This window comes from Streptomyces sp. NPDC058052 (genome assembly GCF_042885515.1).
Taxonomy (GTDB): domain Bacteria; phylum Actinomycetota; class Actinomycetes; order Streptomycetales; family Streptomycetaceae; genus Streptomyces.
The window spans coordinates 13,050-28,180 of the sequence record NZ_JBHVRX010000041.1 but is presented as its reverse complement, the minus strand read 5'-3'; the positions used below and the strand labels follow the sequence as shown (position 1 = coordinate 28,180).

The window sequence follows — 15,131 nt, the reverse complement described above, 5'->3', positions numbered from 1 at the left end:
GGATCCCAACCGTCAGGCCCCGTAGAAGAGTTCGTCGACGACCGCGCGGGCCCGCCGGGTGATCCGGCGGTAGTCGTCGACCATCTCGCCGACATGGCCGGGGCCGTAGCCCAGGTAGCGCCCCACGGCGGCCAGTTCGCGCGGCTCTGAGGGGAAGGTGTCGCCGGGGCGGCCGCGGACCAGCATGACGGCGTTGCGCACCCGGGTGGCGAGCACCCACGCCTCGTCGAGGGTCTGCGCCTCCTCGGCCGGGATCAGTCCGGCGGCGTGCGCGGCGGCGAGCGCGGCCCGGGTCCGGGTGGTGCGCAGTCCCGGCTCGGCCCAGCCGTGCCGCATCTGGAGCAGCTGGACGGTCCACTCGACGTCGCTGAGGCCGCCGCGGCCGAGCTTGGCGTGGAGCGTCGGGTCGGCGCCGCGCGGCAGCCGCTCGGACTCCATGCGGGCCTTGAGCCGGCGGATCTCGCGGACCGCGTCCTCGCCGAGGCCCTCCGCGGGGTAGCGGAGCGGGTCGGCCAGCTCGATGAACCGCTGCCCCAGCTCCGGGTCGCCGGCCATGGGGGCGGCGCGGAGCAGGGCCTGGGACTCCCAGACGAGCGACCAGCGGCGGTAGTACGCCTCGTAGGAGGCGAGGGTGCGGACCAGGGGGCCGCTCCTGCCCTCGGGGCGCAGGTCCGCGTCGATCAGCAACGGCGGGTCGGTGGTGGGCAGCTGCAGGAGCCTGCGCATCTCGGTGACGACCCGGTTGGCGGCCTTGGCGGCCTCCTGCTCGTCGACGCCGGGGCGCGGTTCGTGCACGAAGAGGACGTCGGCGTCGGAGCCGTAGCCGAGTTCGTGCCCGCCGAAGCGGCCCATGCCGATGACCGCGAAGCGGGTGGGGAGTTCGTCGCCCCACTCGGCGCGGACGGCGGCCCGCAGCGCGCCGGCGAGGGTGGCGGCGTTGAGGTCGGTGACGGCCTCGCCGACCCGGTCGACCAGGGCCCCCGGGTCGGAGGTGCGGGGGCTGTCCTCGGTGCCGTACGAGTCGATGAGGTCGGCGGCGGCGGTACGGAACAGCTCGCGGCGGCGCACCCCGCGGGCGGCGGCGACGGCCTGCTCGGCGTCGTCCGCGCGGCCCACGGCGGCGAGGACCTCCTGCTCCAGATGGTCCCGGCCGCGGGGCTTCAGCCCCTCGGGGTCGCCGAGTATGGCGACCGCCTCGGGGGCGCGCAGGAGCAGGTCGGGGGCGAGCCGGCCGGCCGAGAGGACCCGGGCGAGGTTCTCGGCGGCGGCGCCCTCGTCGCGCAGCAGCCGCAGGTACCAGGGGGTCTTGCCGAGGGCGTCGGAGACCCGGCGGAAGCCGAGGAGGCCCGCGTCCGGGTCGGCGGAGTCGGCGAACCAGCCGAGCAGCACCGGCAGCAGATGGCGCTGGATGGCGGCCTTGCGGCTGACCCCGGAGGCCAGCGCCTCCAGGTGGCGCAGGGCGGCGGCGGGGTCGGCGTACCCGAGGGCTTCGAGGCGCTGGCCGGCCGCCTTGGGGCTGAGCCGGATCTCGCCGGGGGCGAGCTGGGCGACGGCGTCGAGCAGCGGCCGGTAGAAGATCTTCTCGTGGAGGCGCCGGACGACGGAGGCGTGCCGCCTCCACTCCTTGTTCAGCGCGGCGACCGGGTCGGTGCGCAGGCCGAGCGAGCGGCCGAGGCGCCGCAGGTCGTCCTCGCCCTCGGGGACGAGGTGGGTGCGGCGCAGCCGGTACAGCTGGATGCGGTGCTCCATGGCCCGCAGGAAGCGGTACGCCTCGTCGAGCTGGGCCGCGTCGGCGCGGCCGACATAGCCGCCGGCGGCGAGGGCGGCGAGCGCGTCCAGGGTGGAGCCGCTGTGCAGGGTGGCGTCGCTGCGGCCGTGGACCAGCTGGAGGAGCTGGACGGCGAACTCGACGTCCCGGAGGCCGCCGGGGCCGAGCTTCAGCTCGCGGTCGACCTGGGCGACGGGGATGTTGTCGACGACCCGGCGGCGCATGGCCTGCACGTCGGTGACGAAGTTCTCGCGCTCGGCGGCCTGCCAGACCATCGGGGAGACGGCGTCCACGTACGCGCTGCCCAGCTCCGGGTCGCCGGCCACCGGCCGGGCCTTGAGGAGGGCCTGGAACTCCCAGGTCTTCGCCCAGCGCTGGTAGTAGGCGAGGTGGGAGGAGAGGGTGCGGACGAGCGGGCCGTTGCGGCCCTCGGGGCGGAGGTTGGCGTCGACCGGCCAGATGGTGCCCTCGACGGTGGTCTCGGAGCAGATCCGCATGAGGTGGGAGGCGAGCCGGGTCGCGGCCTGGAGCGCCTTCGCCTCGTCCGCGCCCTCCACCGGTTCCCCGACGAAGATCACGTCGACGTCGGAGACGTAGTTCAGCTCGTGGCCGCCGCACTTGCCCATGGCGATCACGGCGAGCCGGCACAGGGCCGCGTCGGCGGGTTCGGCCGCCCGGGCGATGGCGAGGGCGGCCCGCAGGGTCGCGGTGGCCAGGTCGGCCAGCTCGGCGGCGGTCTGGGCGACGTCGGTGGTGCCGCAGACGTCCCGGGCCGCTATCCCGAGGAGGCAGCGGCGGTAGGCGACGCGCAGGGCCACCGGGTCGGTCGCCTCGGCGAGTCCCCGCTCGAACTCGGTCACCCCGGGGTGCAGGTCGGCCGCCTCGTAAGTGACCAGGGTCTCCCAGTCCTTCGGGTGCCGGGCCAGGTGGTCGGCGAGCGCCTCCGAGGCGCCGAGGACCCCGAGCAGCCGGTCCCGGAAGGGCTTGGCGGAGAGCAGCGTGGTGGTGAAGGTCTGGCGCTCCGTGTCGGCCTGCGCCTCGACCAGCCGGACCAGGCCGCGCAGGGCGAGGTCGGGGTCGGCGGTGGTGCCCAGCGCGTCGAGCAGGACCGGGTCGCCGCGGAGCGCGGCGAGCTCCGGGAGGTCGAGCAGCCGCTCGGCCGCGGACGGATCGGTGAACCCGTGCCGCAGCAGCCGTGAGAACGTACTGCTCCTGCGCCCCGGCACCGTCATCTCCGCCGCTCCCTCCAGCCGCACGCCCGACGGATCGAGCCTATCCGCAGGGACGGGAGCGGGCGTGCGGGACGGGCGGGACGGGGCCGCCCGGCGGGTGGCCGAAACCCCTCCCGCCTGCCCGGATCCGGTACGGATCACACGTGACCTCGGGCACATCGGGCCATTTTCGGAACCCGTCGGCGGCTCCCGCCCTGTACCCATGTGAGTCGTTCGTCCTGTCGCCGTCGCCGCCACGAACCGCCGTCGCTCCCGACGCGCCCCCGTCGCCCAGGTAGAGAAAGCCCTCCCCTCCCATGCCCGTCCGCCACCTCTCCCGCCTCATACGCCCCTTCCGTCACCGCCGGTCCGTCGCGGCCGCGGCGACGGTCGCCGTGCTGACCGGCGGCACCCTCGCGGGCGTGCTCACGGCGACCTCCGGCGAACAGGCGCCCGCCCACGCCGCCACGGCGCCCGAGACGCGGGCCCCCGCCGCCTCCCGCGTGGAGGACACCGCCCCCGACCCCCGCGCGGCCGGCGACACCGGGCGCGGCGGGCGCGGGGACGCCCCGGCCGGGCGTGACGGCCGGACCGCCGCCGCCCCGCTCTCCGTGGTGCAGTTCGTCTCCCACCCGGACGACGACCTGTACTTCATGAACCCGGACACGGCGCAGTCGCTGGCCGACCGGGTCCCGCTGACCACCGTGTACCTGACCGCGGGCGAGTCGAACGGCGTCAACGCCCGCTCCGGGCGCGCCGCCGCCGTCACCGTGCCGGACAAGCCCGCCTTCGCCGAGGCCCGGCAGAACGGCATCCGCGCCGCGTACGCCGAGATGGTCACCGGCGACCGCACCAGCCCCTGGGACCGGACCGCGGTCCCCACGGCCGGCGGGGGCGTGGCCGAGCTGGACACCCTGCGGGCCCGGCCCGAGGTGCGGCTGGTCTGGCTCCAGCTGCGCGAGGCCGGCTCGACCTCCGCCGACCGCCCGGTGAGCCTGCGGGGCCTGTGGCACGGCCGGATCCCCGCGCTCGGCTCGCAGCTCTCCTCCGGGACGCCGGTCGCCGCGGACTTCGCGTACTCCAAGGAGCAGGTCGTCGCCACGCTGACGGGGCTGCTCGACCGCTTCCGGCCGACCTTCGTGCGGACCCTGGACCCGACGCCCGGCACCCACGAGAAGACCGGGCGGCTGCGGGACCACCAGGACCACGCCTACGGGGCGCGGTTCGTGCAGGCGGCGCTGGCCCGGTACGCGGAGCGGCCCGGGAACCCGCGCTTCGGCGTGCAGAGCTACATGGGCTACCCGAACACCGACCTCCCCCGCGCGCTGGACAGCCGTACCGCCGAGGAGAAGCTGCGCAGCCTGAAGACGTACGCCTGGCTGGACGGCGCCGACCACTGCGGCAGCCCGGCGGGCTGCGGCGACCTGAAGGCGTCGGCGCGGCCGGGCGGGCGGGGCTGGACGGGGACCGTGCGGTACGCGCGCGGCTCGTCGACCGGCTGGCTCCAGCCGGCCGCGGACGGCGGGCTGCTGGCCTTCGGCGTGCAGGACGGCCGGCTGGCGACCTGGCACCGGGGGCCCGGCGGCGCCCCGTGGAAGGGGCCGGAGCTGCTGCCCGGCGGGGGGCTGGACGGCGGCGTCAACTCCGTACGGCTGCCGGATGGGCGGATCGCGGTCTTCGGCACCCGGACCTCCTTCGAGGGCCCGTCCGGCTACCGGCGCGAGGTCGTCACGGTCGAGCAGACCGCGCCGGGCGGCGGATTCGGCGCCTGGCGCTCGCTGGGGACCCCCGGGAAGCGGGACGAGGCCGACCGGACACCGGACATCAGCGCGCCCGCGGTGACCGTGGACGGCACCGGCCGGGTCTCGCTCTTCCTGCGCGACGGCGACCACCGGCTCTCCGGTCGCGAGCGGACGCCCGGCGGCGCCTGGGGTCCGTGGCGGGCCCTCGGCGGGGCCGACCTGCACGGCGACCCGGTCGCAGCGACCGACGCCCGGGGGCGGACGTACGTCTTCGCGGGCACCCCGCACTCGGTCCTGATGTGGACCGGCGCGTCGGACGGCGGCCCGCCGGCCGGGCCGCTGCCGACGGGGCTGCCGGCGACGACGCTGGCGCTGAGCGCGGGCCCGGCGCCGACCGGCGACGGGATCCGGCTCTGGTCGCGCGCGCCCGCCACCGGCGAGCCGCAGGCGGCCGACTTCACGGGCAGCGTCCGGCTGGCCCCGGTCGCCCCGCCGGCCGGCGGCATCGCGGGCTTCGGCCCGGTGAGCGCGGCGGACGGGCTGGTCGCGGCCCGCTCCCGGACCGGCCGGCTCGCCGTGGCACCGCTGCCCGGCGGCGGCACCTGGCGCCTCTCCGGCTTCCCGCTGGCCGGCGCCCCGGCGGCGGGACCGGGCGGGGTGGCCGCCCTCGGCCAGGACGGCCGGCTGCACTGGACGACCGGCCCCGCGCCGAGCCCGCGGACCTGACGCCGGAGAAGGCTCAGGCGTCCAGGAGGACCGGGAAGGACTCCAGGTCGTTCTGGGTCATCACCGGGAGGTTGCGCAGCTCCTCGTCCGGGACGGCGAGCCGGAGGCGGGGGAAGCGGGCGAAGAGCGCCGGGAGGGCGATGCCCGCCTCGACGCGGGAGAGCGCCGCGCCCGGGCAGATGTGCGGGCCGTGGCCGAAGGTCATGTGCCGGACCGGCGCCGGGCGGGTGATGTCGAAGGCGTCGGCGTCCGGGCCGTGCTGCTCGGGGTCGCGGCCGATCACCCGGTACGAGATCACCACGCCCTCGCCCTTCGGGACGACGGCGTCGCCCACCTCCACGTCCTCGGTGGCGAAGCGCATCAGGAGGTGGGTGGTGGGGGTGTCCCAGCGCAGGGTCTCCTCGATCACCGCCTCCCAGGAGACCTCGCCGGCGAGGACCATGCGGAGCTGGTCGGGGTGGGCGAGGAGGGCGCGCACGGCGTTGAGGACGAGGCCGATGGTGGTCTCGTGGCCGGCGGCGACCATCGCCTTGAGGTTGCCGACGACCTCCTCCTCGGTCAGCGGCTCGCCGCCCTCGTCGGCGAGGATGAGCGCGGAGGTCAGGTCGTCGGTGGGGAGGGCGGTCTTCGCGCGGACGAGGCCGGTGTAGAAGACGTCGAGGTCGGCGAGGAGGGCGAGCCGCTCCTCCTGCGGGGTGAGCATCGAGAAGAACTTCTTGTACTGCCGGGTGAGCATCGCGTTGGCCTCGGGGGCGACGCCCATCAGCATGCCGACGACCCGCATGGGCAGCGGCTGCGCGAAGACGGACTTGAGGTCGACGACGGCGCCGTCGCGGCCGCCCTCCTCCAGGGCGTCGAGGAGTTCCGCGGTGAACTTCTCGATGTCGGGGCGGATCGCCTCCAGGCGGCGCGGGGTCAGCGCCTGGGAGGTCTTGGCGCGCAGCCGGCGGTGCTCGTCGCCGTCGACGGTGAACATGGACCGGCCGGCGTCGACCATCCCGATGAGCGGCCACGCGTGGGTGACGGTCCCGTTCGTCCACAGGTCCCAGGCGTTCATGTCCTTGACCAGCCGGGGGTCGACCAGGAGCCGCCGGGCGTCGGCGTGGCGCGTGACGGCCCAGGCGGGCACGCCGAGCAGGTCGATGCGGGCCAGCGGGCCGGCGGCGGCGATCCGGGCGGTCTCGCCGTCGAGGTCCTGGACCATCGGGTCGACGACGACGGGCGTGCCGGCCTGGGCGGCGGCGTGCGGGCAGGTCACGAAGGGTCTCCTGTCGGGGGGACGGGGGCGAACCGGACGGGCAGGGCGGTGGTGCCGCGCAGGAAGGCGGAGGGGCGGCGCACCAGTTCCGCGGCGGGGACGGCGAGTTCGAGGTCGGGCAGCCGGTCGAGGAGGACCTCGATGCCGGTGCGGGCGATGATCTCGGCGATCTCCTGGGCGGGGAAGGGGCAGCGGTACTCGCCGTGGCTGAAGGCCAGGTGGGCGCCGCCGCCTCCTCGACCGGACGGTTCGCCCGCCGCGCTCCGGCGGATCAGCGGGTCGGTGTTGGCGGCGCCGAGACCGAGCAGCAGCATGTCGCCGGCCTTGATCCGGCGCTCGCCGAGCCGGGTGTCGCGGACGGGCCAGCGGCCGGCGAGGATCTGGGTGGGGCCGTCCTCCCAGAGCACCTCGGTCATGGCGTCGGCGACGCTGCGGCGGCCGCGGGCCATCGAGTCGGCGAACTCGTCCTCGGTGAGCATCAGCCGCACGGAGTTGCCGATCCAGTCGGCGGTGGTGAGGTGTCCCGCGGCCGTGACGGCCATCAGGTCGAGCGTGTACTCCTCGTCGGTGAACTCCTCGGGGAAGGCGAGCATCCGGGAGGTCACGTCGTCGCCGGGCTCGGCCCGCCTGGCCGCGACGAGCCGGGCCATGTGCCCGGCGAACCGCTGGTGGGCGTTCTGCGCCTCCGGTCCGCCGTCGGCGAGGTCCTTCAGCACCCGGGCGATGTCGGCGCCCTCGTCGTCGGGGAAGCCGACGAGCCGGGCGAGGACGAGGACGGGAAGGGGTTCGCAGAACGCGGCGACGAGGTCGGCGGTGCCGCGGGCGCAGAAGTCGTCGATCAGCCGGTCGGCCAACTGCTCGCAGTGGCCGCGGATCTCGAAGGGGTCGACGGCCTCCAGGGCGGGCACGACCATCCGGACGTGCCGCCGGTGCTCCTCGCCCGCGCTGAAGTAGATGGAGGGCAGCGGCCGTCCGACCATCGGGAGGAGCGGCCAGTCGTCCGGGACGTTCGGCCACTGGTTCCACAGGCCGACGTCCCGGGGGAAGAGTTCGCCGTCGCTGGTGACCTGGTGGATCTCGCGGTAGCCGATGACCAGCCAGGCGGGGAAGCCGCCCGGGAGTTCCACCGGGACGACGGAGCCGTGCTCGCGGCGCATGTCCCGGTAGACGGCCTGCGGGTCGATGTGGAAGCCGGGTCCGGAGAGCGGGACGGCCGCGGGGCACCCGGACGGGGGTGCCGGATCGGGCGCGGACCCTGCGGAGGGGGAGCTCGTCATCAGTCCTGTCTCCTGTGGCGAACCTGTCGTCGGCACGCCTGTTGCGCCCAACGGGTGGTCACTATAGGGAGGTTGGGTGATGCCGGAACGGTCGTCGGCGATCCGTTGTGCTCCTCGGACGAAAAGATCAGGTCACCCGGTCGGAGGGAAGAGGCTTTTCCGTCAGGTCGACGACGTGCGGCGGGCGGCGCCGTGCGGGACGGTGGTCCCATGAACTGGACACTGGAAGTCGTCCCGGTCCCCGTCACCGACATGGACCGGGCGAAGGAGTTCTACGCCGAGCGGTGCGGCTTCGTCGTCGACCTGGACGACGAGGTCGCCCCCGGGGTGCGGATCGTCCAGGCGACCCCGCCGGGCTCGCGCTGCTCCATCGCGCTGCTCTCCGGCATGCCGCCGATGCCCGGCACCACCCCGATGGCCCCGGGCAGCCTGCACGGCCTCCAGCTGTGCGTCACCGACATCGAGGCGGCCCGGATCGCGCTCGTCGAGACGGGTGTGGACGTCTCCCCGGTGATGCGCGTCGGGGCGGCCGGCTGGGAGGAGGGCAAGGGCGGGACCTGGAACTCCTTCCTCTCCTTCCGGGACCCGGACGGCAACGGCTGGATCGTCCAGGAGGCACCCTCGGACCTCTCGGAACGCTGAGGTCGGACCGGCCGCACGGGCCCGACCCGGCGCGGGCCGCCGGCCTCGCCGGTCGCCGGTTCGTGGCCACCGGCCGCCGGTTCGCCGGCCGCCGGCCGGGGCCGGTCGGGGCGGGTCAGGTCAGCTTGGGTCGGGTCGGGTCCTGCCGCGCCAGGTCCACCAGGTACCGGACCAGCCCGTCCCCCTCCCCCACGCGCCGCATCCCGGCCCGCTCCATCACCCGGTGCGAGGGGACGTTGGCCGGATCGGCGTCGCCCCGCAGCACCGCCGCCCCGGCCTCCCGGGCGATGCCGATCACCGCCGCGAGCGCCTCGGAGGCGTACCCCCGGCCCCGCTCGCCCGGCACCACGCCGTACCCCACGGTCACGACCCCGTCCGGCCCGGGCGGCCCGTGGAAGCCGATGCCGCCGACGACGAGCCCGCTCTCCGCCAGCCGTATCTGGTACGTACGGAACGCGCCCGGGTCCCCGTCCTCGGCACACCGCCGCAGGAACGCGCCGACGGAGGCGAGGTCGCCCACCCCCGGATACCCGTCCCCCCACCGGTCGCCGGGCAGGGGCTCCCGGGCGGCGACGCGCTCGCCCTCGGCGACGGTCAGGGGATGGAGGAGAAGCCGCTCGGTGGCGACGGGTTCGATCTTCACGGTGCGCAGTCTGGACACCCGCCGCAGCCGGGGCAAGGCAATTCCCGCCCCCTGGCGCCCCCTTGCCCGGGGCGCGGACGGAAGGCCGGCGGGACGCGCGGCCACGGCCGCGGCCGGGGTCGGCGGGACTCTCAGATGTCGTAGAACTCGCCGTCGTCACCCTGGACGCGGGCCCTCAGACGGCCCGCCGCGGTCCGCATGACGGCGATCTCCTCCGGCGTGGGGTCCTTGGCGACGACCCGCCCGTCGTGCCACCACAGGGGGGACGCCCCGAGCCGGGGGTCGGCCGCCAGCAGGGCGTCCCACTCCTGTGCCGCGATCTCCGGGCCCTCCTCCGCCCACCACGGGTCGCGGCGGGTGATGTGGAGGTCGTAGCCCATCCGGTCAGAGCACCGGCAGGTTCTTCCGCAGCTCGAAGGCGGTGACCTCGGAGCGGTACTCCTCCCACTCCTGCTTCTTGTTGCGCAGGAAGAAGTCGAAGACGTGCTCTCCGAGGGTCTCGGCGACCAGTTCGCTCTTCTCCATGAGGGCGATCGCCTCGCCGAGGTTCTGCGGGAGGGGCTCGATGCCCATCGCGCGGCGCTCGGAGTCGCTGAGCGCCCAGACGTCGTCGTCGGCGCCGGCGGGGAGCTCGTACCCCTCCTCGATGCCCTTGAGGCCGGCGGCGAGGAGGACCGCGTAGGTCAGGTACGGGTTGGCGCCCGAGTCGATGGAGCGGACCTCGACGCGGGAGGAGCCGGTCTTGCCGGGCTTGTACATGGGGACGCGGATCAGCGCGGAGCGGTTGTTGTGGCCCCAGCAGATGTACGAGGGGGCCTCGCCGCCCGAGCCGGCCGTGCGCGAGGAGCCGCCCCAGATGCGCTTGTACGAGTTGACCCACTGGTTCGTCACGGCGGAGATCTCGCCCGCGTGCTTCAGCAGGCCCGCGATGAAGGAGCGGCCCACCTTGGAGAGCTGGTACTCGGCGCCCGACTCGTAGAAGGCGTTCCGGTCGCCCTCGAAGAGGGAGAGGTGGGTGTGCATGCCGGAGCCCGGGTAGTCCGAGAACGGCTTCGGCATGAAGGTCGCCTGGACGCCCTGCTCCAGCGCCACCTGCTTCATGACCAGGCGGAAGGTCATGATGTTGTCGGCCGTGGAGAGCGCGTCGGCGTAGCGGAGGTCGATCTCCTGCTGGCCGGGGGCGCCCTCGTGGTGGGAGAACTCGACCGAGATGCCCATCGACTCGAGCATGGTGATGGCCTGCCGGCGGAAGTCCATGCCCACGTTCTGCGGGGTGTGGTCGAAGTAGCCGGAGTTGTCGGCGGGGGTCGGCCGGGAACCGTCGAGCGGCTTGTCCTTCAGCAGGAAGAACTCGATCTCGGGGTGGGTGTAGAAGGTGAAGCCGAGGTCGGACGCCTTGGCGAGGGCCCGCTTGAGGACGAAGCGCGGGTCGGCGAAGGACGGGGAGCCGTCCGGCATGAGGATGTCGCAGAACATCCGGGCGGTGCCGGGGGCCTCGGCCCGCCAGGGCAGGATCTGGAAGGTGCCCGGGTCCGGCTTGGCGATCATGTCGGACTCGTAGACGCGGGCGAAGCCCTCGATCGCGGAGCCGTCGAAGCCGATCCCCTCGTCGAACGCCTGCTCCAGCTCGGCGGGGGCGACGGCGACCGACTTCAGGAAGCCGAGCACGTCGGTGAACCACAGGCGCACGAAGCGGATGTCGCGCTCTTCGAGCGTACGGAGCACAAATTCCTGCTGCTTGTCCATTTCCACACCCATCCTCGCTGGTCAGGCCGCCTGCTCCCACCGCCTCGGGCACATCGGGGGGCACCTGAGCATCCCACCACATGGTTTCGCGCACGTTGCACACCCATACTGCCTGTTCGGGTGTGACACAGGTAACCGAGGACCTCCGGAAGTCCTACCCCGTTCGGCCCACGGAGGCGCCTCGCCCACTACGATCTGCGCCCATGGGAGCCCTGCGGCTCGAACGCCCGTACCGGCACGCGCGTCCCATGGCACTGGTGAGTGCCGTGGCGACGCTCCTCGCCGCGCTCTTCGTCTGTCTGGGGAGCGGACCGGCCGGGCCGGGGGGCCATCCGGGGCACGCCCGGGCCGCCGCCGCGGCCCCCGCGGCGTCCCCGGGACCCGCCGCCACCCCCGTCCCCGGGACCGGCCGGGCCGCGTACGTGTGCCCGTACGACCGGGGCGACTGCTCCCTCTTCCCGTCCCTCTCCCCCGCGGTGCTCAGCGCCCCGCCCCTCGATCCGCCGCTCCACACCGAGGACCGGCTGCCGCGCGTCGACGCGCTCGCCGGCGACGGTGCGGCCGGGGATCCGGGGGTCCGGCCGCGCGCCCCGGACCTGCACGTCCTTCAGGTCCTCCGGACCTAGGGCGGCCTCCGCCCCGCCCCGAACGACCACTCCCCCTTTTTTCTTTCCCAGAAGGACGACATCACCATGGCCGCCAACCGCTCCACCACCGCCGACCGCCGCGCCCGAATAGAGGAGATGCGCCGCGCCGAGCAGGCCCGTGAGCGCCGCAACCGCTTCCTCACCATCGGCGTCTCCGCCGTCGTCGTGCTGAGCCTCGTCGGCTTCGGCACCTTCGTGCTGATGAAGAAGGCCGACGAGGAGGACGCCAAGGAGGCCGCCGCCAAGGCCCCCATCGCCGGCGAGAAGTCCTGGGACGCCAAGAAGCTGGGCCGCAACCACGTCGAGACCGCGGTGAAGTACGACACCAAGCCCCCGGTCGGCGGCGACCACCACCCGGTCTGGCTGAACTGCGACGGCGACGTCTACGACAAGGCCGTCCCCGAGGTGCACGCCGTGCACTCGCTGGAGCACGGCGCCGTCTGGGTGACGTACAGCAAGAAGGCCGCCGAGGCCGACGTGAAGAAGCTGAAGGACAAGGTCTCCGACACCCCCTACACGCTGATGAGCCCGGTCGACGACCAGACCGGCGCGATCATGCTCTCCGCCTGGGGCAAGCAGGTCACCGTGGACAGCGCGGGCGACCCCCGCGTCGACGCCTTCTTCACCAAGTACGTGCAGGGCAAGCAGACGCCCGAGCCGGGCGCGGCCTGCACCGGCGGCGTCGGCGCCGACGGCATGGGCGGCGCCGGGATGGGCCAGTGACCCCCCGCCGCACCCGGTACGCGGCGATCACCGCGGTCGCCCTCTCCGTGCTCTTCGCCGCGGGCGCCGTCACGGTCGCCTCCGCCGAGCGCGAGGAGGCGCCCCGCACGCCGGACACCGCCTCGGCGGACGCCGGCTTCGCCCGGGACATGTCGGTCCATCACCAGCAGGCCGTCGAGATGTCCTTCATCGTCCGCGACCGGACGAAGGACGAGGCGGTCCGCCGGCTCGCGTACGACATCGCCAACACCCAGGCCAACCAGCGCGGCATGATGCTCGGCTGGCTCGACGTGTGGGGTCTGCCGAAGGTCCAGTCCGGCACCGCGCCGATGACCTGGATGGGCATGCCGGTCACCGGCGACGCCGCCGCCAAGGACGGCGCGCTGATGCCCGGCATGGCGACGCGGACCCAGCTGGACGCGCTGCGGAAGGCGTCCGGCGAGGAGGCCGAGATCCTCTACCTGAGGCTGATGACCGCCCACCACAAGGGCGGGGTGCACATGGCCCAGGGCTGTGTGCAGAAGTGCTCGGTGGACATCCAGCGCGACCTCGCCCAGGGCATGGTCGACGCCCAGGAGTCGGAGATCGCGCTGATGGCGGACATGCTCCGCAAGCGCGGCGCGACCGCCTGAACCAGGGAGGCCCCGGCCCCCGTGACCCGCAGCGGTCGCGGGGGCCGACGCGTGCCCGCAGACTGAAGGCTCTCGGGGAGTTTCGTACGACGACGTTCGACGAAAGGTACGCACCCCATGACCACGGCGAAGGACATCATGCACCCGGGAGCCCGCTGGATCCCGGAACACGAGACGCTCGACCGCGCGGCGCAGCTGATGCGCGATCTGGACGTGGGGGCGCTTCCCGTCGCCGACGAGAACGAACGGCTCTGCGGCATCGTGACCGACCGCGACATCGTGGTCCGCTGTGTGGCGATGGGCCACGACCCTGCGAAGGTGACCTGTGGCGCGATCGTCCAGGGCACGCCGCGCTGGATCGACGCGGGCGCGGACGTGGGCGCCGTGCTGGAGGAGATGCAGAGCCACCAGATCCGGCGGCTGCCGGTGATCGAGAACAAGAGGCTGATCGGCATGATCAGCGAGGCCGACCTGGCCCAGAGGCTCTCGGACGAGCAGCTGAAGGCGTTCTGCGCGAGCGTCTACGCCGCTTCCTGACCCGTCTCCAGGACGACCCGGGCGACGGTGCCCGGGGCGTCCCGCATGACCAGATGGCCCGACGGCACGGCCGCCTCGTAGCGGGCGCCGAGCCGTCGGGCCAGCGTGCGCTGGCGGTGTTCCCAGCGGGCGGAGCCGTCCGGGGCGGCGAGGACGGTGACGGGGACGCCGGGCGGGAGCGGGTGGTCGCCGCGGAGGGCGTCGAGCTCGGCGGCGACGGAGCCGTAGCGGGCGTTCTCGCGCAGGGCGCCGCGCCAGACGCGTGAGGTGCGGTAGACCCGGCGGACCTCGGCGGGCGGGGCGGGGTCGGGGCGGACGGCGAGGCGGCGGAGGGCGGGGCCGAGCGCGGCGGGCAGGCCGAGGGCGGTGAGGGCGGTCCCGGCGGGGACGGTCCAGCCGAGCCGGCCGGGCCGGGGGTGTTCCTCGGTGGAGGAGTCGACGAGGACGAGGCCGGCCGTGCGGTCCGGGTGGAGGCGGGCGAACCCCTCGGCGTGGAAGCCGGCGATCGAGTGGCCGACGACGGTGACGGGTCCGGGGAGCCGCAGGGCGTCGAGGAGGGCGGCGATCCGGCCGGCCTCGCCGGCGAGGGTGGGGGGTGCGGTGGTGCCCTGGGTGAGGCCGTGGCCGGGGCGGTCGAAGCGGACGACGGTGCGGTGCGGGGCGAGCAGCGGGACGACCGGGTCCCAGTCGAACCAGCCGAGGCCGAGGCCGGCGGAGAGCACGCAGACCGGACCGTCCCCGTCGACGGCGACGTGGTGGGCGAGGCCCCCGACGCGTACGAAGGTCATCCCGTGCTCCTTCGGCGGGCGGTCGCCCGCGGCGCGTGTCCGCGGCGCGTGGGTGCTCCTTCCCGTGCCACCGAGACGGCGAGGACGCCGGTCCAGACGGCGACGAGGAGGACCTGGAGGCGCTGGCCGGCGCCGAGGGCCCACAGGCCCCTGCCGGACTCGAAGGCGGCGACGGCGGCGAGGGTCCAGGCGGTGGCGGCGAGTTCGAGGGCGACGAGGACCGGGCCGGTGCGGGCCAGCGGGCGCCAGAGGCCGTACCGGCGGGCGGCGACGGTGAGGGCGACCATGGCGAGGAGCGCGGCGGTCATGGCGAGGCCGGAGCTGACGGCGTGGGCCGTGTGGGTGGCGGGGACGAGTCCCGCGGTCTCGCGGGCGGCGCACTCGGGGTCGGCGGTGGGGGCGCAGCTCAGCGGGAGGCGGGAGTCGACGGCGGTGGCGGCGCCGAAGAGGGCGAGGGCGGCCCAGCCGGCGAGGAGCCAGGGGCGGCGGCCGGACCGCCCGGCGTCGGTGCGGGCCCAGCTGGGGACGCCGGGTTCGGGTGCGGTTCCGGCGGCCGCGCGGGCGGCGAGGAGGCCGAGGACGGCACCGGCGAGGACGAGGAGGCCGGCGACGAGGTCGGTGGCGCGGAAGAGGCCGCCGAGGGGCTGGTCGGCGGCGGCGAGTTCGGAGACGTACGCGCGGACCGGGTCGAGACCGGTCCGTACGACGACTTCGAGGACCCAGGCGGTGTACGCGAGCGCCCCCAGGAACAGCAGGACGGCGGACGCGCGCGTGACCTTTCCGGGCATACG

14 protein-coding genes are annotated in these 15,131 nt (G+C 74.7%); 6 read left to right on the top strand and 8 right to left on the bottom strand.

Annotation, left to right across the window (positions count from 1 at the left end):
- Positions 1-12: 12 nt before the first annotated feature.
- Positions 13-3,000, bottom strand: coding sequence for a bifunctional [glutamine synthetase] adenylyltransferase/[glutamine synthetase]-adenylyl-L-tyrosine phosphorylase (locus ACFVU3_RS35420; RefSeq protein WP_390072883.1), 2,988 nt, complete (start codon positions 2,998-3,000; stop codon positions 13-15).
- Between the two features lie 296 nt (positions 3,001-3,296).
- On the opposite strand from ACFVU3_RS35420, the gene ACFVU3_RS35415 reads away from it, so the two are divergent.
- Positions 3,297-5,447 (top strand): PIG-L family deacetylase, encoded by a 2,151-nt coding sequence (locus tag ACFVU3_RS35415; protein ID WP_390072882.1) that lies wholly within the window; start codon positions 3,297-3,299, stop codon positions 5,445-5,447.
- A 13-nt stretch (positions 5,448-5,460) separates the two neighbouring features.
- Here ACFVU3_RS35415 and ACFVU3_RS35410 read toward each other — a convergent pair whose 3' ends face one another.
- Together ACFVU3_RS35410 and ACFVU3_RS35405 are read right to left on the bottom strand one after the other, a co-directional pair.
- The gene (locus ACFVU3_RS35410; RefSeq protein WP_390072881.1) at positions 5,461-6,705 is read right to left on the bottom strand and encodes a cytochrome P450; all 1,245 of its coding nucleotides are present in this window, start codon (positions 6,703-6,705) and stop codon (positions 5,461-5,463) included.
- Positions 6,702-7,982 carry a cytochrome P450 gene (locus ACFVU3_RS35405; protein WP_390072880.1) on the bottom strand — a complete coding sequence of 427 codons (1,281 nt, stop codon included), beginning with the start codon at positions 7,980-7,982 and terminating at the stop codon, positions 6,702-6,704. The genes ACFVU3_RS35410 and ACFVU3_RS35405 overlap by 4 nt, the downstream gene beginning before the upstream one ends.
- Positions 7,983-8,192: 210 nt before the next feature.
- Here ACFVU3_RS35405 and ACFVU3_RS35400 point away from each other — a divergent pair, with 210 nt between their 5' ends.
- The gene (locus tag ACFVU3_RS35400) at positions 8,193-8,624 is read left to right on the top strand and encodes a VOC family protein (protein ID WP_390072879.1); all 432 of its coding nucleotides are present in this window, start codon (positions 8,193-8,195) and stop codon (positions 8,622-8,624) included.
- A gap of 115 nt (positions 8,625-8,739) precedes the next feature.
- Here ACFVU3_RS35400 and ACFVU3_RS35395 read toward each other — a convergent pair whose 3' ends face one another.
- From ACFVU3_RS35395 to ACFVU3_RS35385, 3 genes are all read right to left on the bottom strand, one after another.
- Positions 8,740-9,267, bottom strand: a complete 528-nt coding sequence (locus ACFVU3_RS35395; protein ID WP_390072878.1) for a GNAT family N-acetyltransferase — start codon at positions 9,265-9,267, stop codon at positions 8,740-8,742.
- Between the two features lie 131 nt (positions 9,268-9,398).
- Positions 9,399-9,647 (bottom strand): hypothetical protein, encoded by a 249-nt coding sequence (locus tag ACFVU3_RS35390; protein ID WP_390072877.1) that lies wholly within the window; start codon positions 9,645-9,647, stop codon positions 9,399-9,401.
- A 4-nt stretch (positions 9,648-9,651) separates the two neighbouring features.
- Positions 9,652-11,013 (bottom strand): glutamine synthetase family protein, encoded by a 1,362-nt coding sequence (locus tag ACFVU3_RS35385; RefSeq protein WP_030755173.1) that lies wholly within the window; start codon positions 11,011-11,013, stop codon positions 9,652-9,654.
- Between the two features lie 203 nt (positions 11,014-11,216).
- On the opposite strand from ACFVU3_RS35385, the gene ACFVU3_RS35380 reads away from it, so the two are divergent.
- The 4 genes from ACFVU3_RS35380 to ACFVU3_RS35365 all read left to right on the top strand — a co-directional run bounded on the left by ACFVU3_RS35380 (position 11,217) and on the right by ACFVU3_RS35365 (position 13,552).
- The gene (locus tag ACFVU3_RS35380; protein WP_390072876.1) at positions 11,217-11,639 is read left to right on the top strand and encodes a hypothetical protein; all 423 of its coding nucleotides are present in this window, start codon (positions 11,217-11,219) and stop codon (positions 11,637-11,639) included.
- A 66-nt stretch (positions 11,640-11,705) separates the two neighbouring features.
- A complete protein-coding gene (locus tag ACFVU3_RS35375; protein WP_390072875.1) occupies positions 11,706-12,383 on the top strand; it encodes a DUF3105 domain-containing protein in 678 nt (225 codons plus the stop codon).
- Positions 12,380-13,015 (top strand): DUF305 domain-containing protein, encoded by a 636-nt coding sequence (locus tag ACFVU3_RS35370; RefSeq protein WP_390072874.1) that lies wholly within the window; start codon positions 12,380-12,382, stop codon positions 13,013-13,015. Before ACFVU3_RS35375 ends, ACFVU3_RS35370 begins: the two co-directional genes overlap by 4 nt.
- A 117-nt stretch (positions 13,016-13,132) precedes the next feature.
- Complete coding sequence (locus ACFVU3_RS35365) at positions 13,133-13,552, top strand: CBS domain-containing protein (protein WP_390072873.1); 420 nt, start codon at positions 13,133-13,135, stop codon at positions 13,550-13,552.
- Here the strand turns inward: ACFVU3_RS35365 and ACFVU3_RS35360 are convergent.
- Positions 13,537-14,340 (bottom strand): alpha/beta fold hydrolase, encoded by an 804-nt coding sequence (locus ACFVU3_RS35360; protein ID WP_390072872.1) that lies wholly within the window; start codon positions 14,338-14,340, stop codon positions 13,537-13,539. The genes ACFVU3_RS35365 and ACFVU3_RS35360 overlap by 16 nt on opposite strands.
- Positions 14,337-15,128, bottom strand: coding sequence for a DUF998 domain-containing protein (locus ACFVU3_RS35355; protein ID WP_390072871.1), 792 nt, complete (start codon positions 15,126-15,128; stop codon positions 14,337-14,339). The genes ACFVU3_RS35360 and ACFVU3_RS35355 overlap by 4 nt, the downstream gene beginning before the upstream one ends.
- Between the last annotated feature and the right edge of the window lie 3 nt (positions 15,129-15,131).